General features: G+C 71.8%; 21 protein-coding genes. 11 read left to right on the top strand and 10 right to left on the bottom strand.

Features of this window, described 5'->3' with window-relative positions; all coding sequences use genetic code 11:
- Positions 1–19: 19 nt before the first annotated feature.
- Complete coding sequence (gene leuA, locus ACQPWW_RS33075; protein ID WP_433127721.1) at positions 20–1,771, bottom strand: 2-isopropylmalate synthase; 1,752 nt, start codon at positions 1,769–1,771, stop codon at positions 20–22.
- A 199-nt stretch (positions 1,772–1,970) separates the two neighbouring features.
- Positions 1,971–3,281: an MFS transporter gene (locus tag ACQPWW_RS33070; RefSeq protein ID WP_433127720.1), complete on the bottom strand. Its 1,311-nt coding sequence runs from the start codon at positions 3,279–3,281 to the stop codon at positions 1,971–1,973.
- Positions 3,282–3,358: 77 nt separating this feature from the next.
- Between ACQPWW_RS33070 and ACQPWW_RS33065 the strand changes: the two genes are divergently transcribed.
- The gene (locus ACQPWW_RS33065) at positions 3,359–4,345 is read left to right on the top strand and encodes an ArsR family transcriptional regulator (protein WP_433127719.1); all 987 of its coding nucleotides are present in this window, start codon (positions 3,359–3,361) and stop codon (positions 4,343–4,345) included.
- A 12-nt stretch (positions 4,346–4,357) separates the two neighbouring features.
- Here ACQPWW_RS33065 and ACQPWW_RS33060 read toward each other — a convergent pair whose 3' ends face one another.
- Together ACQPWW_RS33060 and ACQPWW_RS33055 are read right to left on the bottom strand one after the other, a co-directional pair.
- Entirely contained in the window at positions 4,358–4,888 is a 531-nt protein-coding gene (locus tag ACQPWW_RS33060) for a nitroreductase family protein (RefSeq protein ID WP_433127718.1), read from the bottom strand.
- An 84-nt stretch (positions 4,889–4,972) separates the two neighbouring features.
- Positions 4,973–5,761 carry a hypothetical protein gene (locus tag ACQPWW_RS33055; protein ID WP_433127717.1) on the bottom strand — a complete coding sequence of 263 codons (789 nt, stop codon included), beginning with the start codon at positions 5,759–5,761 and terminating at the stop codon, positions 4,973–4,975.
- A gap of 256 nt (positions 5,762–6,017) precedes the next feature.
- On the opposite strand from ACQPWW_RS33055, the gene ACQPWW_RS33050 reads away from it, so the two are divergent.
- Positions 6,018–7,283: an aspartate kinase gene (locus ACQPWW_RS33050; protein ID WP_433127716.1), complete on the top strand. Its 1,266-nt coding sequence runs from the start codon at positions 6,018–6,020 to the stop codon at positions 7,281–7,283.
- 5 nt (positions 7,284–7,288) lie between these two features.
- A complete protein-coding gene (locus ACQPWW_RS33045) occupies positions 7,289–8,350 on the top strand; it encodes an aspartate-semialdehyde dehydrogenase (protein WP_433127715.1) in 1,062 nt (353 codons plus the stop codon).
- Positions 8,351–8,368: 18 nt separating this feature from the next.
- Here the strand turns inward: ACQPWW_RS33045 and ACQPWW_RS33040 are convergent, their stop codons facing one another.
- Together ACQPWW_RS33040 and ACQPWW_RS33035 are read right to left on the bottom strand one after the other, a co-directional pair.
- Positions 8,369–8,875: a GNAT family N-acetyltransferase gene (locus ACQPWW_RS33040; protein ID WP_433127714.1), complete on the bottom strand. Its 507-nt coding sequence runs from the start codon at positions 8,873–8,875 to the stop codon at positions 8,369–8,371.
- A gap of 23 nt (positions 8,876–8,898) precedes the next feature.
- A complete protein-coding gene (locus tag ACQPWW_RS33035; RefSeq protein ID WP_433134724.1) occupies positions 8,899–10,263 on the bottom strand; it encodes a diguanylate cyclase in 1,365 nt (454 codons plus the stop codon).
- Between the two features lie 249 nt (positions 10,264–10,512).
- On the opposite strand from ACQPWW_RS33035, the gene ACQPWW_RS33030 reads away from it, so the two are divergent.
- The 6 genes from ACQPWW_RS33030 (at position 10,513) to ACQPWW_RS33005 (ending at position 13,751) form a co-directional block, all read left to right on the top strand.
- Positions 10,513–10,854 (top strand): ArsR/SmtB family transcription factor, encoded by a 342-nt coding sequence (locus tag ACQPWW_RS33030; protein WP_433127713.1) that lies wholly within the window; start codon positions 10,513–10,515, stop codon positions 10,852–10,854.
- Positions 10,855–11,082, top strand: a complete 228-nt coding sequence (locus tag ACQPWW_RS33025; RefSeq protein WP_357403855.1) for a hypothetical protein — start codon at positions 10,855–10,857, stop codon at positions 11,080–11,082.
- Positions 11,079–11,669, top strand: a complete 591-nt coding sequence (locus ACQPWW_RS33020) for a CDP-alcohol phosphatidyltransferase family protein (RefSeq protein ID WP_433127712.1) — start codon at positions 11,079–11,081, stop codon at positions 11,667–11,669. The genes ACQPWW_RS33025 and ACQPWW_RS33020 overlap by 4 nt, the downstream gene beginning before the upstream one ends.
- 11 nt (positions 11,670–11,680) lie before the next feature.
- Positions 11,681–12,166 (top strand): hypothetical protein, encoded by a 486-nt coding sequence (locus ACQPWW_RS33015; protein WP_433127711.1) that lies wholly within the window; start codon positions 11,681–11,683, stop codon positions 12,164–12,166.
- A 146-nt stretch (positions 12,167–12,312) separates the two neighbouring features.
- The gene (locus ACQPWW_RS33010; protein ID WP_433127710.1) at positions 12,313–13,092 is read left to right on the top strand and encodes a phosphodiesterase; all 780 of its coding nucleotides are present in this window, start codon (positions 12,313–12,315) and stop codon (positions 13,090–13,092) included.
- A gap of 11 nt (positions 13,093–13,103) precedes the next feature.
- Entirely contained in the window at positions 13,104–13,751 is a 648-nt protein-coding gene (locus ACQPWW_RS33005; RefSeq protein ID WP_433127709.1) for a histone deacetylase, read from the top strand.
- A gap of 60 nt (positions 13,752–13,811) precedes the next feature.
- Here ACQPWW_RS33005 and ACQPWW_RS33000 read toward each other — a convergent pair whose 3' ends face one another.
- On the bottom strand, positions 13,812–14,600 hold the full coding sequence (locus tag ACQPWW_RS33000; protein ID WP_433127708.1) for an alpha/beta fold hydrolase: 789 nt from the start codon (positions 14,598–14,600) through the stop codon (positions 13,812–13,814).
- Between the two features lie 289 nt (positions 14,601–14,889).
- Here ACQPWW_RS33000 and ACQPWW_RS32995 point away from each other — a divergent pair, with 289 nt between their 5' ends.
- On the top strand, positions 14,890–16,617 hold the full coding sequence (locus tag ACQPWW_RS32995; RefSeq protein WP_433127707.1) for a bifunctional metallophosphatase/5'-nucleotidase: 1,728 nt from the start codon (positions 14,890–14,892) through the stop codon (positions 16,615–16,617).
- A gap of 602 nt (positions 16,618–17,219) precedes the next feature.
- On the opposite strand, the gene ACQPWW_RS32990 is transcribed toward ACQPWW_RS32995, so the two are convergent.
- A complete protein-coding gene (locus ACQPWW_RS32990) occupies positions 17,220–18,506 on the bottom strand; it encodes an MFS transporter (RefSeq protein ID WP_433127706.1) in 1,287 nt (428 codons plus the stop codon).
- Positions 18,507–18,646: 140 nt separating this feature from the next.
- On the opposite strand from ACQPWW_RS32990, the gene ACQPWW_RS32985 reads away from it, so the two are divergent.
- On the top strand, positions 18,647–19,120 hold the full coding sequence (locus tag ACQPWW_RS32985) for a hypothetical protein (protein WP_433127705.1): 474 nt from the start codon (positions 18,647–18,649) through the stop codon (positions 19,118–19,120).
- 45 nt (positions 19,121–19,165) lie between these two features.
- On the opposite strand, the gene ACQPWW_RS32980 is transcribed toward ACQPWW_RS32985, so the two are convergent.
- The gene (locus ACQPWW_RS32980) at positions 19,166–20,632 is read right to left on the bottom strand and encodes a hypothetical protein (RefSeq protein ID WP_433127704.1); all 1,467 of its coding nucleotides are present in this window, start codon (positions 20,630–20,632) and stop codon (positions 19,166–19,168) included.
- Positions 20,629–21,195: a SigE family RNA polymerase sigma factor gene (locus ACQPWW_RS32975; protein WP_433127703.1), complete on the bottom strand. Its 567-nt coding sequence runs from the start codon at positions 21,193–21,195 to the stop codon at positions 20,629–20,631. Before ACQPWW_RS32975 ends, ACQPWW_RS32980 begins: the two co-directional genes overlap by 4 nt.
- Between the last annotated feature and the right edge of the window lie 36 nt (positions 21,196–21,231).

Here is a 21,231-nt window from a genome sequence, read left to right as displayed (position 1 = left end):
GCGGACGCGGCCCGTGTGGTCAGCCGCGGGCGCGGTTGACGGCGCTGGTGACCGCCTTGATCGAGGCGGTGACGATGTTGGCGTCGGTGCCGACACCCCAGACCGTCCGACCGTCGACCTCGCACTCCACGTACGCGGCGGCCTGCGCGTCCCCACCGGAGGAGAGCGCGTGCTCGTGGTAGTCGAGCACCCGTACGCCCACCCCGACCGACTGGAGCGCGTTGACGTACGCGTCGATCGGGCCGTTGCCGATCGCGGCGAGCGAGTGCCGCTCGGTGCCCATGACGACCTGGGCCTCGATGTCGACCTTGCCGTCCGTGGTGCCGATCGTGTAGCTGCTCAGCCGGACCGCCGGGTCGGGCTGGTGGTCGAGCAGGTAGTGCGTCGCGAAGATCTCCCACATGGCGGCCGGGTCGACCTCGCCGCCGTCGTGGTCGGTGACGTGCTGCACCACACCGGAGAACTCGATCTGGAGCCGGCGCGGCAGGTCCAGTTGGTGCTCGCTCTTCATGATGTACGCGATGCCGCCCTTGCCGGACTGCGAGTTGACCCGGATGACCGCCTCGTAGGTGCGGCCCAGGTCCTTCGGGTCGATCGGCAGGTACGGAACGGCCCAGGTGTGCTCGTCCATCGGCACCCCGGCGGCCTTGGCGTCGGCGGCGAGGGCGTCGAAGCCCTTCTTGATGGCGTCCTGGTGGGACCCGGAGAAGGCGGTGTAGACCAGGTCGCCCGCGTACGGGTGGCGCTCGTGCACCGGCAGCTGGTTGCAGTATTCGACGGCCCGCCGGATCTCGTCGATGTTCGAGAAGTCGATCATCGGGTCGATGCCCTGGGAGAAGATGTTGAGGCCCAGCGTCACCAGGTCGACGTTGCCGGTGCGCTCGCCGTTGCCGAACAGGCAGCCCTCGATGCGGTCCGCGCCGGCCAGCAGGCCCAGCTCGGCGGCGGCGACCCCGGTGCCCCGGTCGTTGTGCGGGTGCAGGCTCAGCACCACGCTGTCCCGGCGCGGCAGGTGCCTGTGCATCCACTCGATCGAGTCGGCGTACACGTTCGGCGTGGCCATCTCGACGGTGGCCGGCAGGTTGATGATCAGCGGCCGGTCGGGCGTCGGGTCGATCACGTCGATCACCCGGGAGCAGACCTCCAGCGCGTACTCCAGCTCGGTGCCCGTGTACGACTCCGGCGAGTACTCGTAGAAGATCTCGGTGTCCGGGGTGTGGATCTCCGCGTACTTCTGGCAGAGCCGCGCGCCGGTGGTGGCGATGTCGGCGATGCCGTCCTTGTCCAGCCCGAAGACCACCCGGCGCTGGAGGGTGGACGTCGAGTTGTAGAAGTGCACGATGGCCCGCTTCGCGCCGCGCAGCGACTCGAACGTCCGGTCGATCAGGTGCTCCCGGCACTGGGTGAGCACCTGGATGGTGACGTCGTCGGGGATCATGTCCTGCTCGATGAGCTGCCGGACGAAGTCGAAGTCGGTCTGGCTGGCCGACGGGAAGCCGACCTCGATCTCCTTGTAGCCCATCTGGACCAGCAGCTGGAACATCCGCCGCTTGCGCTCGGGCGACATCGGGTCGATCAGTGCCTGGTTGCCGTCGCGGAGATCCACAGCGCACCAGCGTGGGGCGGCCTCGACAGTGCGGGTGGGCCAGGTGCGGTCCGGCAGGTCGATCCGGAACTGCTCCCGGTACGGCTGGTAGCGGTGGTACGGCATCCGGCTCGGGCGTTGCCGGGCGATCGGATCGGTATCGGCGTCGGTGACAGGTTGAGCCATCTCGGAGTGCTCCCTGGAACATGTGGCGTCAGCAGATCGGAAGGTGTCGGCGAGGTGCCGGGCGACGGTGCGCGGCGGTGCCGAGAGGAAGATCAGATGTGCTGGACGGCGCGATGCGACTCCGCGACGAGGTGCCGGCCGGTCAGGCCTCGTCGCGGCGGCTAAGGAGGAGAAGCGCCCGCCACATGACCAAGTCACCCTACGTGATGGAGCGGAGGGTGGAAAGGTTGGTCCGGACTATGGGATCGGAGTCATGGCCTGCTCCTCGACCTCGGCACCCAAGCCTCGGCGTCCGTCCGGCCCAGGCCACAGCGGGCACGATCGCCACTCCGACCAGCACGAAGATCGCTGCCGTCGGTAACCATCCCCAGCCGCCGGTGGTCACGCCGAGCGCGGTCAGCCCCGCCGGGGCGATCAGGTACTGCACCTGCTCGCCGAGCCGGAACGCCCCCACGTACGCGCCGCGTTGGCCGGCCGGCGGCAGGGTGGCGGTGAGCCCCCAGGTGCCCGCCGACTCGATCAGCTCGGCCAGGATCAGTACCGTCGCGGCGGCCACCAGCACCACGATGGTGAGCCAGCCCCGGGTGATCCCGGAGATCGGCAGGACCAGGCAGAACGAAGCGATCAGCAGGGCGCCCCGGCGAGAGGCCCGCGCCGCGTCCGCGGCGGTGTCGGCGCCCCGGCTGACGCGTACCTGGAGCAGCACGATCAGGACGGTGTTGAGCAGCACCAGAGCGGCGATGACCGTCTTCGGGGCGTCGGTGTGGGTGAGGATCCACAGCGGCATCACCGTCAGGTAGAGCGCCTGGTGGGCGGTGAGCAGCCCGGAGAGCAGGGACACCGCCATGAACGGGCGGTCCCGCAGCACGGCCAGCCGACTCATCGGCTCCGCTGGCCGGGTCACCTGCGGCAGTCGGGGCAGTCGCCGCACGAAGAGCGCCGTCACCAGGTAGACCGTCGAGATGAACCAGACCATCCCCCGGTACGCCTCGATCGTGTCCACCGCCAGCACCAGGCCGCTGATCACCGCGCCCAGGCCGAAGCCGACGTTCAGCGACGACCGCTGGTACGCCATCGCGGTGACCCGTTCGGCCGGGGCGAGCGCGTTGATCGAGTAGACCTGCCGGGCCACGCCGGTCGACGCGTCCACGGCCGCCAGCGCCACCACCACGGCGAGGAACCCGGCGAAGCCGCCCACGAACGGGTACGTCGCGAAGAGCGCCGCGTCCAGCACCAGCCCGACGATCCAGACCCGCTGCGGTCCGTACCGGTCGGTGAGACCGCCCAGCGGCACGGTGCCCAGCAGCGACACCCCCGCGGCGACGGAGAGCCCCAGCCCGACCTGGGCGGCGCTGAGCCCCAGCGCCCTGGTGAAGAAGACGGCGCTGCCGGCGTGGAACAGGCCGCTCCCGACGGCGTAGACCATGGCCTGCACAGCCAGGGCGCGGGTCAGCCCGGCCGGCGGCACGACGTTTCGGACAACGGTGCGGATGGTGTCTCTGGCCCCCATGGCCGCCGAGTGAACCGGGCACCCATGAGATCGGTCGAGTCTTTTAGGCTGGACCGAATCCTGCGCCGGGGGTGCGAGTGTCCGAGTTGCGGTTCAGCCTGTCCGACGTGGCGGGGGTGCGGCTCGCCGTGTCGCCGGTCAACGAGACGGTCATGAGCATGTGGGCGATGGCCAGCCCGGTCCGCTACGCGGTGCACCTGCCCTGGATCGACAGGGCCCGGGTGATCCTGCGTCGCCCCGAGGTGGCCGCCCGGGTCCGACCGCTGACGGCGCTGGCCCGGCGGGGGTGCTGGTTGCCCGACTTCCTCACCCCGGCGGCCCGGCCGAACGTGGAGATGGCCGAGCAGGTTGAGCAGATCGCCGCGACGCCGCCGCGCGTGGTGGTCCAGGATCTGCTGGCGACCACCCCGCGCCGGCCGCTGAGCCCGTTCGGGCAGGCGCTGCTCACCGACCCCCGCGGGCTGCTGCCGCAGCTCGTCGACGCGGTGCGGGTCTGGCACGAGGAGGCGATCGCCCCGGACTGGCCGCGGATGCGGGCGCTGCTCGACGCCGATGTGGCGTACCGGGCCGCCCAGCTCGCCGAGGGCGGCGCCGGTCGGTTCTTCGACCAGCTCCACCCGAGCCTGCGCTGGCTCGGCGACCGGGTGGTCAGCGACGACCCGTTCGAGCGGGACTTCGACCTGCGTGGTCGTGGGTTGGCGCTGAACCCGACGGTGTTCACGGACCGCCGGGTGCTGTGGAACCTCCTGGAGGACTCGCTGCCGGCCGGCGCGTACCCGGTACGGGCGGTCGGGACGCTCTGGGAGGCGGCCGAGCCACCGCCCGGCGATCCACTGGCTCGGGTGATCGGCTCGGGCCGGGCCGCGCTGCTGTACCTGCTCGACGCCGCGACCACCACCACCGACCTGGCCCGCCGCACCGGGATGTCCGCCGGAAACGTCTCCGCGCACCTGACCGCGCTGCACGCCGCCGGCCTCGTCTCCCGGTCCCGGCAGGGTCGGCACGTCCTCTACCGCAACACCGACGCCGCGCGGGTCCTGCTGCGGGCCGGCGGCGGTGGGTGAGCCCGCTGTCGGTCAGCGGAGCAGCAGGTCGGCGATCGGGCGGCGGTGCCGCAGGCCGGTCTCCCGGGCGCGCAGATCGGGCGGCAGGGTGAACGGGTCACCGAGCCGGCCGACGGCGGCGACCACCAGCGGGCGAACGCCGCCGGGCAGGTCGAGTTCGGTGGCGAGGCCGGTCTGGTCGAAGCGGGTCAGTTGACGCACGTGCAGGCCGAGCGCGGTGGCCTGGAGGGTCAGGTGGGCCATGGCCTGACCGAGGTCGTACGCGGCCCGCTCGGCGTCGCCGCCGGTGTGCGCGCCGACCACCAGTGTCGACGCGTGTCGGACCCAGCCCTGGTCGCCGTGCGGCAGGCTGATCAGGATCCGCTTCCAGGTGTCGTCGTCGCGGTGGCCGAGGGCGAACCGCCAGGGCTGGCGGTTGTCCGCCGACGGCGCCCAGCGGGCGGCCTCCAGCAGCGAGGCCGCCTCGTCCGACGTCACCTCGGCGCTCGGGTCGAAGGCCCGGGGGCTCCAGCGGAAGGCGAGTAGCGAGGTCAGATCGGCCATGGGTGAAGTGTTCCGGATGGGCGATTCGCCCCCCTTGGTGGGGTGGGCGAAATGTGGGCAAGGGCACCCGTAACGGGACGAAGATCAGGGCGTTCCCGCGCTTGGGCTGTCCGACGGGTCGGGGGTCGGGGGCGCGGCGGTGTCGAGCGGGTCCCGGTCGAGCACCACCGGGCCGGCCAACTGCACGGTGGCCGGCGCCGGGCCCGGCGGCGCGGCCAACCGCAGCGTCCCCGCCCCGGTCCGCACCCCGGTCGGAGTGCCGTCCCGCTCGTAGCAGTAGATGCCCACGTCCACCGGGGCGTTGAGCGACGCCGAGGTGGAGTCCACCGAGTAGCAGACGCCGGTGAGTCCCTCGGGTGGGCTGGCGGGAGCCACCGCCAGCGGTGCGCGCCGGTCGGTGAGCACATCCAGCCAGTCGGTGAGCGGATGCTGGACCCGGGGGTCCGACCGGCGGGGGATCGCGTCGTCGCGCTCACCGAGGCGTACGCAGCTCGCCGACTCCGGTCGCCCGGCCGACGGCAGGGCGCACTGGAACAGCCCCTCGGCCGTGGCGGCTATCGAGACGTCGGCGGCGCCACCCAACGCGCCGCCCGGCACGTCGACCCGCCAACTGCCGTCGTTCGCGCTGGTGAACGCGATGGTGCGAACCGGTTGGCCGGTCTGGGTGTACACGTACTGCGCCACCAGGTGGCGATCCTGGGCGGCCGCGGCGAGGGCGGCCAGCTCGTCCCGCGCGGCGTCCACCGTGACCGGTCCCGGATCGGCGGGCGGCGGGGCCGGAGGCTGCGCGTCGGTGCAGGCGACCAGGAGAGCTGGCAGGGCGAACACGAGCGGCCCGAGCACGCGGCCGGCCGAGCGGGTGGGGACGGGCACCGGCCCATTCTGGTGGGTGCGGGCTGTTTGGCGGGTGCCGGCACGTGATGGGCCGTTCCGGCGTGTCGGACGGGTCGTCCCCGCGTACCGCCGGAGCTGGTGGGAGCGGCCCGGCCGCCCCGCGCGGGCCGGATGGTGGGATCACCTGACCCGGCGTCGTTACCCGCCGGATACCCTCAAGGGGATTGACACGCGCCGCCGGCACCGGTTCCGGCGGCGTCGGCACGCTCAGGGTCGCTGGGAGGGAGTGCACGTCGTGGCACTCGTGGTGCAGAAGTACGGCGGGTCCTCCGTCGCCAACGCCGAGCGGATCAAGCGGGTGGCCGAGCGCATCGTCGACGCCCGCAAGGCCGGCGACGACGTGGTGGTGGTGGTCTCCGCGATGGGGGACACCACCGACGAGCTGCTGGACCTGGCCAACCAGGTCAGCCCGCTGCCGCCGGGCCGCGAGCTGGACATGCTGCTCACCGCCGGGGAGCGGATCTCCATGGCGTTGCTCGCCATGGCCATCCACAACCTGGGGTACGAAGCCCGCTCGTTCACCGGCTCGCAGGCCGGTGTGATCACCACCTCGGTGCACGGCCGCGCGCGGATCATCGACGTCACCCCCGGGCGGCTCAAGGGCGCGCTCGACGAGGGGTCGGTGGTCATCGTCGCCGGCTTCCAGGGTGTCTCGCAGGACACCAAGGACGTCACGACGCTGGGCCGGGGTGGCTCGGACACCACCGCCGTGGCGCTCGCCGCCGCCCTGCACGCCGACGTCTGCGAGATCTACACCGACGTGGACGGCATCTTCACCGCCGATCCGCGGATCGTGCCCAACGCCCGGCACATCCGCACCATCACCTACGAGGAGACGCTGGAGCTGGCCGCGTGCGGCGCGAAGGTGCTGCACCTGCGTAGCGTGGAATACGCCCGTCGGGCGGGGTTGCCGATCCACGTCCGTTCGTCATACTCGACCAACACCGGCACGATGGTCACCGGATCGATGGAGGACCTTTCCGTGGAGCAGGCACTGATCACCGGGGTCGCGCACGACCGCAGTGAGGCCAAGATCACGATCGTCGGGGTGCCCGACGAGCCGGGTGCCGCCGCGCGGATCTTCGACACTGTTGCCGGCGCCGAGATCAACATCGACATGATCGTGCAGAACGTCTCCACCGAGGGCACCGGCCGGACGGACATCTCGTTCACCCTGCCCAAGGCCGACGGCCCGACCGCGATGGCCGCGCTCAGCAAGATCCAGGAGCCGGTCAAGTTCAAGGGCCTGCTCTACGACGACCACGTCGGCAAGGTTTCGCTGATCGGTGCCGGCATGCGCTCGCACCCCGGGGTGGCCGCCGGCTTCTTCGCCGCGCTCGGCGCGGCCGGGGTCAACATCGAGATGATCTCCACCTCCGAGATCCGGGTCTCCGTGGTCTGCCGGGACACCGACCTCGACGCCGCCGTCCGCGCCATCCACGACGCGTTCGAGCTGGGCGGCGATACCGAAGCCGTGGTCTACGCGGGGACAGGTAGGTAGCGCCGATGACGGCGCTGCCCACCCTCGCCGTGGTCGGAGCGACAGGTGCCGTCGGCACCGTGATGTGTGAGCTGCTCAGCGGGCGTCGCAACGTCTGGGGCGAGATCCGGCTGCTCGCCTCCGAACGCTCGGTCGGCAAGCGGGTGCGCTGCCGAGGTGAGGACGTCGTCGTCCAGGCGCTGACCCCGGAGGCGTTCGACGGCGTCGACGTGGCGATGTTCGACGTGCCCGACGAGGTCTCCGCCGAGTGGGCGCCGATCGCCGTCGCTCGTGGCGCGATCGCCGTCGACAACTCCGGCGCGTTCCGGATGGACCGGGACGTCCCGCTTGTCGTTCCGGAGATCAACCCCGAGCAGGTCCGCAACCGGCCCCGGGGCATCATCGCGAACGCCAACTGCACCACCCTCGCGATGATCGTCGCGGTGGCGCCCCTGCACCGCGAGTACGGCCTGCGGGAGTTGGTGCTCGCCTCCTACCAGGCGGTCTCCGGCGCCGGCCAGGCCGGCGTGGACATCCTGCACGACCAGCTCACCAAGGTCGCCGGGGATCGCGCGCTCGGCTCGCGCACCGGCGACGTCCGCCAGGCGGTCGGCGACGACCTCGGCCCGTTCCCGGCCCCGCTGGCGCTCAACGTGGTGCCCTGGGCGGGCTCGCCGGCCGACGGCGGCTGGTCATCGGAGGAGATGAAGATCCGCAACGAGTCGCGGAAGATCCTCGGCCTGCCCGACCTCAAGGTCTCCGCCACCTGCGTCCGGGTGCCGGTGGTCACCGCCCACTCGGTGGCGGTGCACGCGGTCTTCGGCACCGAGGTGGACGCCGAGGGCGCCCGCGAGGCACTGCGCAACGCGCCCGGGGTGATCCTGGTCGACGATCCCGCCGCCGGGGAGTTCCCGATGCCGATCGACGCGGTCGGCACCGACCCGTCCTGGGTCGGCCGGATCCGCCGCGCCCTGGACGACCCGCGCGCCCTCGACTTCTTCGTCACCGGCGACAACCTGCGCAAGGGCGCGGCCCTCAACACCGCCCAGATCGCCGAACTCCTCGCCAAGGAACTCCGCAACGCCTGATTCGGCCTGAGCCGACTGTCACTCGGGTTCGACGTCGGTGCGATAGACGGTCAAGCCGCGTCGCTGGTAGTTGCCTAGTGCATTCGGGTGGTCCAGCGAGCAGGTGTGCAGCCAAACCCTGCGTACGGCCGGAGACTCCGCTGCCGCACTGTCCCATGCCTGCCGGATGGTCAGCGTCAGCGCATGGCCACCGAGACCCCTCCCGACATACTGGGGCAACAGTCCGAAGGTGGTGATCTCCACGTCTCCGTCGGGCTGGGGTTCCATATTCGCGACCCCCACGGTCTCGTCCCTCAGGGTGAGGAACCAGTACTGGCGCAGCGGATGACACCGCACCAGCTCCTGCCACTCCTCATCAGTGCGAGACGCGCTCCGCCACCCGTAGGGGGCTCCGACCTGGGCATTTGTGGCACGCACCAGCGGCAGGCCACCGTCGACGCGCCGGAGGAGAAGCTCCGGCACCACCTTCCCAGGTCGCAGGTCCCTGGCGTTGCGCATCTCCAGGTAGGTGACAACCTTTGCCATGCCGGCAGGCTACCCATCGACGTTCAGGCGGCGGACAGGTGCACGCCGTCCCGGCCTCGGCGTTTCACCGCGTAGAGGGCCTGGTCGGCTCTTTTCAGGGTGCCGTTGGGGGACTCGCCGGGTCGGGGCAGCGCGACGCCCACGCTGATCGTGCGGCCGATGCGCCGGGCCGCCTCGGTCAGCCGTTCGGCGATCCGGACCGCCTCCTCGGGGCGACTCACTTCGATCACCGCGACGAACTCGTCGCCGCCGATCCGGTACAACTCGTCGCCGTGCCGAAGGGCCTCCTCCAGAGCGCGGGCCAACCCGACCAGAACCCGGTCGCCGGCCTGGTGGCCGTACGTGTCGTTGACGGTCTTGAAGCCGTCCACGTCGATCGCCAGCAGGGCCGTACGCCCCGGGGTGGCCGCCGCGATCCGCTGCCCGAACGGGCCGGTGTGCCGCAACCCGGTCAGCGGGTCGGAGCTGGCCTGCTCCCGTAGTCGGGCCAGCGTGCGGAGCCGGTCCAGGTTGGTCCACGCCTGCCCGGCGAGCAGTTCCATCAGGCTGACAGTTGTCGGGTCCGGTCGCAGGGCGCGTTCGTCGGCGACCAGCAGCACCCCGCCGGCCTCCGGCGGCCCGACCGGAACGGCGACCAACGTCTGCGCCCCCGACCGGGTCAGCGGCCGGTAGTCCTCGGTCGGGGGGTGCCCCGCCTCGCCCAGCGTGTACCCCGCGCCGTAGCGGTGTGCCCGGTCGACCATCCGGGCCAGGGCCGCCGGACCCGCCTCGGCCAGCTCGGCGCGGATCCGGGTCTCCAGGTCGCTCGGCGTCGCCGGGGGCGGGCCGAGCTGGCCGGCGATCAGGAGCACCGCGGTGGAGAGGGTGGAGACCTCCCGGGCGGCGTGGGCCGCCGCGCCCATCAGCTCCTCCTCGGTGAGCGCGGAGGAGAGTGCGGCGGCGTGCCGGAGCAGCTTCTCGCTGCGGCTCTCCTCGGGTGGGCCACCGAGCGCGGCGATCCGCGCGCCGAGCCGGTCGGCCAACCGCTGCGTCGTCTCCCGCCACAGCTCCAGGTCGGCTGGCTCACTCCACTGCAGGTCGAGCACTCCGATCGCCAGGCCCGTCGGGTCCAGCACCGGTACGCACAGCTCGGCGGTCACGTCCGGGCGTACCGGGAGGTAGTCCGGGTCGGTGGTGACGTCCGGGACGACGGCGGGGGTGCCGGTGGCGTACACCCGCCCGACGATGCCGGTGCGCGCCGGCACTGTCGCGAAGACCTGCCAGGCCCCGGTCGCCGCGACGCAGCGCAGCCGGTCGTGGGCCGCGAGCAGCACGGAGATCGTCGCGGGGGTGTGGCGGGACAGCGCGGTGACCGTCCACCGACAGGCCTCCGGCACGCTCGACGCCATCGGGAGGCGGACGATGACGTCACGGCTGACTCGCTGATGATCCACTCGCACGTCGTTCCAGGTAGGGGAGGGGTCGGCCGGCGCCGAGCCGCGCGATCAAGCGTACTCACGGTGCGAAAGTTGCTCAGCTTCGTACACGCGTTCTATCCACAGGCTGTGGACGCAGCCTGTGGGCGGAGCCGGAGGGTGTTCGAGTTGACGATTGCGCTTGCCCCTGCCAATAATAGTTGGCATGAGCCAAGGTGAGCTATGGGAGAGCTGAGCGGCGACCGGTTGGTCGAGGTCCTTGCCACGCTGGCCAGCCCGCACCGACTGCGGGTGCTCGCCGCGCTGACCGGCGGACGCGCGTACGTCTCACAGCTCGCCCGCGATCTGGGCATCAGCCGCGCTCTGCTGCAGGTGCACCTCAAGAAGTTGGAAAAGGCCGGGCTGGTCACCGCGCATCTGGAGTTGTCCGAGGACGGCAAGGCGCTCAAGTACTACGAGACCGCCCCGTTCTCGTTGCACCTCACGCCCGACGTGGTGGCGGTCGCCGCCACCACCCTGAGCACCGCCGCAGACGGCGATGCCGTACCGAAAGGAACAAGTTAGATGGACGTCACCGCCTCGGTCTTCCTCGTCGTCGTCGCCGCCGTGCTCATCTCGGTCGTCTGGTACGCGGGCGTCCGCACCCGGACGGCGGTCGCCGGCGAACTGCAGCGGCAGTACGCCGAGCAGGCCGCCGAGACCCAGCGCCTGCTCACCGACGTGAGCGCACAGTTGGCCGACCTGAACCGGCGCACCGCCGACATGCAACGCATCCTCAAGGACGCCGAATGACCGCCCTCGGCCTCAGCCCGCCGGTCACGCTCCTCAACGTCCCCAACGCCATCACCGCCGTCCGTACGGCCGGCGCCGTCGGGCTCGCCGTGGCGGCGCTGACCCAGCGCAGCGCGCACCTGCTGGTCGCCGCCTACCTGCTCTACTGGATCGGCGACATCCTCGACGGCGCCGCCGCCCGGAGCCTGGGACAGGAGACGCGCGCCGGCGCGGTCTTCGACATCGTCGCGGACCGTGCCTGCACGTCGGCCTGCGCCGCAGCACTGATCGTGCTCCGGCCCGCCACCGCCCTGCCGGTCGCGGTCTTCCTGGTCCAGTTCATGGTCATCGACCAGTTGCTGAGCCTGATGTTCCTGCGCTGGCCGCTGCTCAGCCCGAACTACTTCGCCCGCGTCGACACACGCATCTACCTGTGGAACTGGTCTCCGCCGGCCAAGGCGCTGAACACCGCGGCGGTGGTGCTGCTGGCGATCTTCGCGCCGCTGGCCGTGGCCGTCACGTTCGCCCTCGCGGTCGCCGCGGTGAAGGTCGTCTCGTTGGTCTGCGCCGCCAGGCTGCCGGCGGGCCTCCCGCGCGCCCAACCATGATCGCCGTCCTGGTGGCTGCGGCCGTCGGACTCCTGTCGGCCTTTCTGCCGTTCACCCCGGCCGAGCCGTACCTGATCGCGACAGTGACAACGACCAGCGCGCCGCCCGTGGCTCTCGGCGTGGCCGCCGCCTGCGGTCAGACGGTCGGCAAGGTCCTGATCTTCCTCGGTGCGCGCGGCGCGATCCGCTCGGCGTGGCTGCAACGGCGGCTCCGCAGACACCCGCCCGCCGCGTCGGCCCGACCGGGTCGACTGGGCACGATCCTGGCCGGGCCGAAGGCCGCCGGCGCGCGACTCGTCGAGGTGCTGGAACGCCCCCGCCAGTCCACCGGGATGCTGCTGGTCAGCGCGGTCACCGGGTTGCCGCCGCTGCTGGCCGCCAGCGTCTACCTGGGACGCACACCCATGCGCCCGGCCGCCTTCGCGGTGACGTGCCTGCTGGGCCGGGCGATCCGCTTCGTCACTGTCGCGCTGGCCCCGCAACTCGCCGGCTACTGAACCGGCGACCGTCGGCCCGACATCGAGAACGGGCCGGAACGCACCGCACCGCCACCGGATCGGCTCCGCCAGGCGTCGCGCTCAGGCACACCCGAACACCGCGCCCACCGATAGCGTGAAGCTCCCGACGCCGAGGAGGCGAGCCCATGCTCATCGCTCAGCTCAGCGACCCGCACCTGACCACCGGCCTGCTCGCCGCCGCACCGGCCGCCGGGCTGCACCGTGCGCTCGGCCGGGTACTGGCGGTGCGACCCCGACCGGACTGCGTGGTGATCACCGGCGACCTGGTCAACAACGGCCGGCCCGACGAGTACGCGGCGCTGCGCGAGCTGGTCGGCCGGTTCCCGGTGCCGGTGCACCTGGCCCCCGGCAACCACGACGACCGCGAGGCGCTGCTCGACGCCTTCGGCGGCACACCGTTGCTCGGGGGCGGCTTCTCGACCTACTACCACGTCGATCACGAGGCGGCGTCGGTCGTGGTGCTCGACTCGCTCGTCCCCGGCAGCAGCAGCGGCCAGCTCGGCGAGGAGCAGCTCGGTTGGCTCGACGGGGTGCTCGCCGGGCGGCCCGACGTGCCCGCCGTGGTCTGCCTGCACCATCCGCCGGTCGCGGTCGGCATCCCCGCGGCCGACTCCCTCCGGCTTGCCGACTCCGACGCGTTCGCCGACGTGATCCGTCGGCACCGGCACGTCGTCCGGGTCACCGCCGGGCACCTGCACCGCCCGGTCACCACGGCCTACGCGGGCACTGTGCTCACCGTGGCGCCCAGCACGTGGAAGCAGAGCACGCTCACCATGAGCGCCGACGAGCACATCGGCTGGGTCGACGAGCCAACCGCCTTCCTGCTGCACCTGGTCGAGGCGGGCGGCTGCGTGACCCACACCGTGCAGGTGAGCCACTCGGCCGGTCAGACCTGTAGCTCCTGAGGGAGCCCGTCGTGGTGCTCTGGTACGTCGCGTACGGCTCGAACATGCACGCCGCCCGCCTGCTGTGGTACATCGGTGGCGGCTGCCCGCCCGGCGGGAGGCGCACGTACCCGGGCTGTCGGGATCGGCGCCCACCGAGCAGGTCGGTCCCGGTGTCGTTGCCCGGCGGGATCTACTTCGCCGGCGAATCCCGGGCCTGGACCGGGGGCATGGCCTTCTACGACCCGCAGTTGCCGGGCGAGGCCGCGGCCCGCGCCTACCTGGTCACCGAGGAGCAGTTCGCCGACATCGCCGCCCAGGAGATGTACCGCCCGGCGGGGGCCGCCGACCTGATCCCCGCGACCGGGGCGGCGATCGAGGCGGCCATCGCCACCGGACGGGCGACGCTCGGCCCCGGCCGGTACGAGACGTTGGTCTGCCCGGGCAGCCACAGCGGCGTCCCGATGCTCACCTTCACCGCGCCCGAGGGGGCGTCGGCCAGCCGGTGCCGGCCACCCGCGCCGATCTACCTCGGCATGATCGCCCGCGGTCTGCGTGAGGCGCACGGCTGGCCGGTCGAGCGGATCACCAGCTATCTGGCCGCCCGGCCCGGCGTGGCCGACGGGTGGTCTTCCGATGCCGTCGCCGCCCTGGTCGGCGAGGTGCTGGTCGACGTGTGACCGCCGACGTGGTGCGGCGGGCAGGCCGTCAACCGGCCAGGCTGGTAACCGGGCAGGCCGTCAACCGAGCAGGAACTCCCGCAGCGCGGGAGCGAGCGTCGCCGGCGGCACCTCGTGGTAACCGCCGTCGAGGCTGATGGACCGGCCTCCCGGGACCGCCTCGGCCGCGGCCCCACTCGCGTCCCTCAGCCACTGTGGACTGCCGGTGCTGTGTACCGCGAGAGTCGGCACGGTGATGGCCGCCAACCGGTCGGTGGGCAGTCGCCCTCCGGCGGTGAGGATCGAGTCGTACACCAGGGTGTGCGCGATTGCGGTAAGTGCGTCCCACATCGGTTGCGACCGCATTTTGGTGATCTCCTCCGCCGGCAGCCCCACCGAGTCGCTGAGGAAGAGCTCCACCGCGCCATCCCTGTCGTCGGCGGCGATCAGCTCGATGAGGCGCGCGGTGAGGTCCCTCCAAACGCCCACGTGCGGACCGACCTGGAACGGCGGCTCGAACACTGCCAACCTGGTCACCGGAAGGCCCTGCGCGGTGGCGAGGGCGGCAAGGACCGCGCCGGAGGAGATCCCGTAGACGGCGGCGGAACCACCTGCCGCCGCGATCACGGCGGCCAGGTCGTCGAACTCGCGGCCGATCTCGTAGGGCGCGGTGTCGCCGCTGTAGCCCCGCCCTCGGCGGTCATAGCCGAAAACGGTGAAATCCGGTGCCAACGCCGTGGCCAGTGCACGGGTCGCGGCGCGATCGCTGAACGCCCCGCCGACCAGGACGATCGCCGGCCCGGCACCGGAGCGCTCGAACGCGATGGGTGTGCCGTCCGCCGAGCGCACCTGCTCCACCTGCGGTGCCATGTCACTCACGATGGTCTGTCCCTCCGCGTCGACTGTCCCGTCCTTTCTAGACCCTGGGTACGACGATGTCCGGCAGACGACGGTAAACGGTGCTCGATCCGACGCGCGGGTGTACCCGCAGCTCTGATGTGCTGCCCGGCTCGACCCGGTGCCGTTCGGATGAGAGGCTGTCGGTGCAGGCGGCCATCCCCAACCGCCGCCAACCGCGACCCTGACGACGGCGTCGCTCGGCGGCCCGATCGACCCACAGGCCGGGCCCCGGCAGGCGCCGATTCTTCCGAGGAGATCCATGTCCACAACCGGGATGCGACGGGCCGCTGTCGGCCTGACCGCGCTCGCGGTGGCCGCGTTCGGCGCGGTCGCCACCAGCCCTGAGCACGCCGACGCGCGACCGAAGCCGGTCGACGTCACCCTGCTGGCCCTCAACGACTTCCACGGCAACCTCGAACCGCCGACCTCGTCCAGCGGCACCATCGCCGGGCAGACCGCGGGCGGCGTCGAATACCTGGCAACCCACCTGGCCGAGCTGCGCGCCGCCGCCAAGAAGCAGAACACCATCACGGTCGCCGCCGGTGACCTGATCGGCGCGTCCCCGCTGCTCTCCGCCGCGTTCCACGACGAGCCGACCATCGAGGCACTGAGCATGGCCGGGCTGGACTACGCCAGCGTCGGCAACCACGAGTTCGACGAGGGCGCCGCCGAGCTGCTGCGGATCCAGAACGGCGGCTGCCACCCGGTGGACGGCTGCGCCGACGGCACCCCGTACCGGGGCGCCGGCTTCCAGTACCTGTCCGCGAACGCCTTCAAGACCGCCACCGGCAAGCCGCTCATGGCGCCGTACGCGATCCACAAGGTGCAGGGCGTCAAGGTCGGCTTCATCGGGATGACCCTGGAGGGCACCCCGCAGATCGTCAGCCAGCAGGGCGTCGCCGGCCTCACCTTCGCCGACGAGGCGGACACCGCCAACCGGTACGCCCGCGAGCTGCGCCGCAAGGGCGTGGAGACGATCGTCGTGCTGCTGCACGAGGGTGGTGCCCAGGCGGCGACCGGTGGCATCAACGACTGCGTCGGCATGACCGGACCCATCGTGGACATCGCCAACCGGATGGACCCGTCGATCGACGTGGTGGTCAGTGGGCACACCCACCAGGCGTACAACTGCGACATCAACGGCAAGCTGGTGACAAGCGCCAGCTCGTTCGGCCGCCTGATCACCGACATCGACCTCAAGATCGACCGTCGGTCCGGCGATGTCATCTCCGCCGCCGCGAACAACGTGGTGGTCACCCGGGACGTCGCCAAGGACCCGAAGCAGACCGCGCTGATCGGCCGGTACAAGACGGTGCTCGGTCCGGTCGCCGACCGTCAGGTCGGGGTGACCGCCACCGCCCTCCCGACGACGCAGGAGAACCTGCTGGGCACCTGCTCAGCGCAGGTGCCGAACTCGTGCGGGGAGTCGCCGATCGGCAACGTGATCGCCGACGCGCAGCTCGCCGCCACAGACGACGAGCAGGGCGCGGTTGCCGCCCTCATGAACCCGGGCGGTGTCCGGGCCCCCCTGGACGCCGGACCGGTCACCTACGGGGAGGCCTTCACGGTGCAGCCGTTCGCCAACAACCTGGTGACGCTCGACCTGACCGGCGCGCAGCTCTACTGCGTGCTGGAGCAGCAGTTCGTCACCGGCCGGACGCTGTACCCGTCGTCCACCCTGCACTACGTGGTCGACCTGAACGGCACCAGCGCCACCGCGGCCGACCCGTGCGCCGGCACCCGGGTGGTCCGGGGCAGCCTCACCATCGGCGGAACCGCCGTCGACACCGCCGCCACCTACCGGGTGACGGTGAACAACTTCCTGGCCGGCGGCGGCGACGGCTTCAGCGCCCTCACCGCCGGGACCAACCAGGTCACCGGCCAGATCGACCTGGACGCGTTCGTGGCGTACCTGACCGCGCAGTCGCCGGTCTCCGCCCCGACGCTGGACCGGATCCGCACCACCGCCGAGGTCCCCGCCGCCTGACGGCCGATCTCGCCACGGCGGGCCCCGGAGCGAACGCTCCGGGGCCCGTCCCCGTTCTCGGCCCTGTCTAGTCCGTAGCCCGCCTCACCCTTCCCGACTGCCCCTGCCTCGTCCCGCCCTGCCCCGTCCCGCCCTGCCCCGTCCCGCCCTGCCTCGTCCCGCCCTGCCTCGTCCCGCCCTGCCTCGTCCCGCCCTGCCCCGTCCCGCCCCGTCCCGCCCCGTCCCGTCCCGCCCTGCCTCGTCCTTCGCCCGGATGCGTCGGCCGCATGATCACGCTAAAACATGGAAGTAGTGGCCTCCGGGCGCGCGGATGCCACTCGATCCAGGATCGAGCGGGATCTTGCGGCGCCAGCGGGACCCGCGCCCAAGATCCGCGCAACATCGGGGATGTTGCTGCCTCCCGCGCGCCGGAGACAGCAACATCGGGGAACTTGCGCGGACCTTGGGCGCTGGGCGCCGGGGTGCGGGCGCCGGGGTGCGGGCGGGGTGGCGGGGTGGCGGGTGCGGGCCGGGCGCCGGGGTGCGGGCGGGGTGGCGGGGTGGCGGGTGCGGGCCGGGCGCCGGGGTGCGGGCGGGGTGGCGGGGTGCGGGCGGGGTGCGGGTCAGGCGGGGGCGGGGGCCGGCTCGGGGGAGGTGACGGTGGTCGGCGTCAGTCGGCCGTCCTGCTCCGCGCTGAGCAGCCGGCGCAGGGAGAGCGCGATCAACGACGCGACCAGGCAGCCGCCGACCACCGTGGCCACCCAGACTCTGCCGTCGGCGGCCCCGATGAGCGGGCCCGCGGTCACCGGGCCGATCACACCGCTGATTCCGAAGATCATCGAACTCATCGCGTTGTACCGACCGCGTAGGTCGTCAGTGGCCAGGGCGTTGGTGAGGGCGGGCATCACCGGCGACAGCATCGTCTCGCCGAAGCCGAAGATCGCCGAGCAGGCCACCACGCAGAGCGCGGCCATCAGGGCGCTTTCCCCGGTGACCAGGCCGGCCGCGCCGAGGACCAGCCAGGCGGTGGCGAACACCGCCCCCACCACCGCCAGTGCCCGGGTGCGGCTGCGCCCCTCGATCCGGCGGATCACCAGCAGTTGCGCGAGCACGATCATCACGGTGTTGGCCGCGAGCGCCCAGGCCACCACCCGGGGGTTGACCTCGGCCACCCGTACGGCGTACGCGGCGAAACCCACCTCGATCTGCGCGTACCCGCAGGTGGTGAGGACCAGCCCGAAGATCACCAGCCGCCGGAACGGGCGGTCCCGCAGGACGGTCAGGTAGCCGCCGGGCGACGGATCGTCGACGCCTCGACGGTTGCCGAGTCGGTGGCCCACTGCGGGCAGGGTCAGCAGGATCAGCGCCGGTAGCAGGTACGTCACCGCGTCCAGCAGGTAGATCATCTGGAAGGTGCCGGGCCGGGCGGTGTCGACGATCGCGCCGGAGGTCATGCCGCCGACGCCGATACCGAGATTGAGCAGGGCGAAGTTCAGCCCGAAGACGCGTTGCCGCTCATCGTCGTCGGTCAACGACGCGAGGATCGTGTTCTGCCCGGACCAGATCGCCGAACTGCCGATGGCGATCACCGTCATCACCAGCACTGCCGAACCGGTCGAGTGGACGAGCGCGAGCGAGCCCGTGCCGATCGCCTCCAGCACCAGGCAGGGCACCACCACCCAGCGGGCGCCGAACCGGTCGATGAGCGTCCCGCCCAGCGGCGACAGCACCAGCGTGACCGCGCCGTACCAGCCGATCACGAGCCCGGCGCGGGCGTCGGTGAGCCCGCGTACGTCGGTCAGGTAGATGAACAGGAACGGCAGGGTCAGACCGCGCCCGATCGCCGACAGCAGAGTGCCGAGCATGATCCGGCGGGCATCCGTTCGGCGGGGCAGGGCACGACGCAGCATGTCCGGCATTCTGTTGGTCAGGTGTGACAGCGCGCGAACCGTTTTGGCCCCGGCGGGCCCCTCGGGTGACCAATCCCACGGTGATCCACTCGGCTCGGTGGTGGTCGGCCGGTGTCCGCCGGGTCTGCGATGCTGACCCGATGACCGGCACCTGGCGACATCTGCCCGCTACCGCCCGCGCCATCGCGGTCACCGCCACCGCGGCCGTCGCCGCCGCCCAGGCGCGCGACGGTCAGGCGTACGACGAGGCGGTCGGTGGTCTTGCCGCCGACGAACGATCCGGTCTGGTGCTCGGCGCGGTGGTTCGGCTGCTGCTGGAGGAGAGCCACCCGGAGGGGCTGACCGGCGACGACATCCGCCAGGTGTTGACCCGCTGCGTGCAGAGCGCGACCCGGTGGCGTTCGGACGTGGACCCGCACGTGGTGCTCGTACTGCTGGCCGGCGCGCTCGGCGTGTACGACCCCGAGAGCGACGAGTCGCCTCCGGACGCGTCGGCGCTGGCCCGGCATGCCCCGCTCCTGGTGGCCGACCTGTTGGCGACGACCAGCGTGCCGTTTGACGACTACCTGGCCGCCGCGTTCACCGAGATCGAGCGCACCGAACGACAGGACTGACCACCGGTACCTAGGTTGGTGGCAGTTTCGGCAGGCAGGGCGCGATCAGTCCTGGTTCCAGGCATCCGTCTCAAGTGTCGACGGCGCGCCCTCCCTGGCCACCTGGCCGCTGGCGAGCGTCCGGCCGGACGCGTCGAGCGCCTCGACGACGAGGTCTGTCATGGCGTGGGGCACGGGCAACACCGCCCCGGAGTCGGTGACCGCAGCCGTAGCCACGTCGCGTCCGTCGTGCGTCCTCACCCGCACCTGGGTGGCTGCCGTCGGCGTCACCACGAGCAGGGACCGTCGACCCTCGACGCCGATGATGTCGTTGTCGATCGACACAGCCAGGACGCTTGCGGGATCGGTCGGGTCCGCTGCGACGGCGAAGGAGGTGCCGGTGCCGACCACGCCGTTGGGCCTTGGTTGATCCAAGTCGATCGTCACCTCGCCGACCCAGCCGCCGCCGGCTGCGGGAGCAGCCAGGATCATCGCCTTTCCGCTCTCCACCGAGGGCTCGCCGGCGGCCGGCGATCCACCGACGGAGCGGACGGGGAGGCCAGCGACCTGCCCGCCCCACACCGCGCTCGGCAGGGTGGTCAGTCGGTACCCCGCCGACTGGGCGTACTGCGACACCAACACTCGGGCCCGCTGCTCCGGGACACTGCCGCGTACGCGGGACATCGCTGTCGCGAGCTGCGCGTCCGTGATCGGCTTCGGCGCCAGCGAACCCGGGCCCGGGATTATCTTGCGCGTCACAGTGCCGCAGTCGACCCGCCACCACTCGGGCCGCTGGGTCTGCGGGGTACGGATCAGGTAGGACCCGGTCGGCTCCGGGGCCCACTGGAACACCCGGTTGCTGGGCAACGGTGAGGTGAGGAAGACACACCCGGCGGGTGCGATCGCCACATGTGTCGCCTTTCCCGGATCGGACGGGTCCACGGCGAAGCTCTCGTAGGGTTCCAGGCCGTCGCCGACGCCCTGAACGGCGGCGGTGCTGGCCAGCTTCTCGGCGCTGGCGCCCTCCTCGGCGACCAGCCAGATCGCGGCGCTCGGCCAGCCGGTGGCCGGATCGGGCTGGTCGCGGACGAATGCGGCGAGTGCGATCCGCTGGCCGCCGACGTCGTCGACGAACAGCACCTTCACCGTGTTTACCGGCACTGCCACCGCCAGCCGGGGAAAGTCTCCCCGACGCTGCGCGGCCAACAGGAGTCCGGAGAGCTGGCGGACATAGCCGCTGTCCTGGCCGACGACGCCGCGCGGTGGCGACTGGAGGAGTTTGTCCGACCAGGCCAGCACGGGTGCGATGGACTCGTTCGAGTCTGCCGGTGGTGGTGGGGTGGTCCGACCCGGGTCGGCGATCGCGACTGCCGCTCCAACCAGGGAGAGCACCACCGCGAGGGCCACACCGCCGAGGCGACGCTGCCGGTCCCGTCGATAACGTGCCCTGGCCCGACCGTACGGATCCGGCTGTGGGGTCAGGGTCCTGCTCAGCTCGGCCAGGGCCTGGCTGACTTCCTCATCGACAGTCATGGTGTTGCCCCCGTCATCGTCGTCGTCCCGGTCGGTACTGGATCGGCTGCCGCTGAAGTCGTCGTCGGCCCCTGGTGCGGCGTCGGCGCGTCGGACGCCAGTGCCAGGCGCAGGCGAGCCAGACCTCTCGACGCGCGGCTCTTGACCGATCCCACGGAGCAGCCCAGGGCAGCCGCGACCGCCACCTCCGGCAGGTCGACCACGTAGCGGAGCACGATCACGGCCCGGGTGCGGGGCGTCAGCTCCCGCATCGCCTCGTACAGGGCGTGCCGTTCCGTCACCGCCTCGGTCATGTCCCGGCCGGGCCGGTCCGGCAGGATCGACGTCACCACCTCGTGCACGCGGTGGCGACGCCAGCTGCTGATGTGGTGATTGACCATGACCCGTCGCAGGTACGCCATCGGATCGTCGACCCGACGCCAGCGACGCATCACCTTCACCAGCGCCGTCTGCACCAGATCCTCGGCATCCTGGGCCGAACCGGTGAGGTGGTACGCCACGCGCAGGAGATCCATGTAGCGCGTCTCGACGAACTCTCGAAAACGCTCGTCGTCAACTGCCATAAGCCCCCGCCTCGGTTGGTTACCCATCACGACTCC

The organism is Micromonospora sp. CA-240977 (assembly GCF_050942285.1).
Lineage (GTDB): Bacteria > Actinomycetota > Actinomycetes > Mycobacteriales > Micromonosporaceae > Micromonospora.
The sequence above is the reverse complement of the archived record's forward strand: the minus strand, read 5'-3'. Positions and strand labels throughout refer to the sequence as shown.

Coding starts and splice junctions, on each gene's coding strand:
- ACQPWW_RS33025 (WP_357403855.1), top strand. CDS start 10,855: ATGGACGTCACCGCCTCGGTCTTCCTCGTCGTCGTCGCCGCCGTGCTC.
- ACQPWW_RS32980 (WP_433127704.1), bottom strand. CDS start 20,632: ATGACTGTCGATGAGGAAGTCAGCCAGGCCCTGGCCGAGCTGAGCAGG.
- ACQPWW_RS33045 (WP_433127715.1), top strand. CDS start 7,289: ATGACGGCGCTGCCCACCCTCGCCGTGGTCGGAGCGACAGGTGCCGTC.
- ACQPWW_RS32985 (WP_433127705.1), top strand. CDS start 18,647: ATGACCGGCACCTGGCGACATCTGCCCGCTACCGCCCGCGCCATCGCG.
- leuA (WP_433127721.1), bottom strand. CDS start 1,771: ATGGCTCAACCTGTCACCGACGCCGATACCGATCCGATCGCCCGGCAA.
- ACQPWW_RS33040 (WP_433127714.1), bottom strand. CDS start 8,875: ATGGCAAAGGTTGTCACCTACCTGGAGATGCGCAACGCCAGGGACCTG.
- ACQPWW_RS33035 (WP_433134724.1), bottom strand. CDS start 10,263: ATGGCGTCGAGCGTGCCGGAGGCCTGTCGGTGGACGGTCACCGCGCTG.
- ACQPWW_RS32990 (WP_433127706.1), bottom strand. CDS start 18,506: ATGCTGCGTCGTGCCCTGCCCCGCCGAACGGATGCCCGCCGGATCATG.
- ACQPWW_RS33020 (WP_433127712.1), top strand. CDS start 11,079: ATGACCGCCCTCGGCCTCAGCCCGCCGGTCACGCTCCTCAACGTCCCC.
- ACQPWW_RS32995 (WP_433127707.1), top strand. CDS start 14,890: ATGTCCACAACCGGGATGCGACGGGCCGCTGTCGGCCTGACCGCGCTC.
- ACQPWW_RS33010 (WP_433127710.1), top strand. CDS start 12,313: ATGCTCATCGCTCAGCTCAGCGACCCGCACCTGACCACCGGCCTGCTC.
- ACQPWW_RS33070 (WP_433127720.1), bottom strand. CDS start 3,281: ATGGGGGCCAGAGACACCATCCGCACCGTTGTCCGAAACGTCGTGCCG.
- ACQPWW_RS33060 (WP_433127718.1), bottom strand. CDS start 4,888: ATGGCCGATCTGACCTCGCTACTCGCCTTCCGCTGGAGCCCCCGGGCC.
- ACQPWW_RS32975 (WP_433127703.1), bottom strand. CDS start 21,195: ATGGCAGTTGACGACGAGCGTTTTCGAGAGTTCGTCGAGACGCGCTAC.
- ACQPWW_RS33000 (WP_433127708.1), bottom strand. CDS start 14,600: ATGGCACCGCAGGTGGAGCAGGTGCGCTCGGCGGACGGCACACCCATC.
- ACQPWW_RS33030 (WP_433127713.1), top strand. CDS start 10,513: ATGGGAGAGCTGAGCGGCGACCGGTTGGTCGAGGTCCTTGCCACGCTG.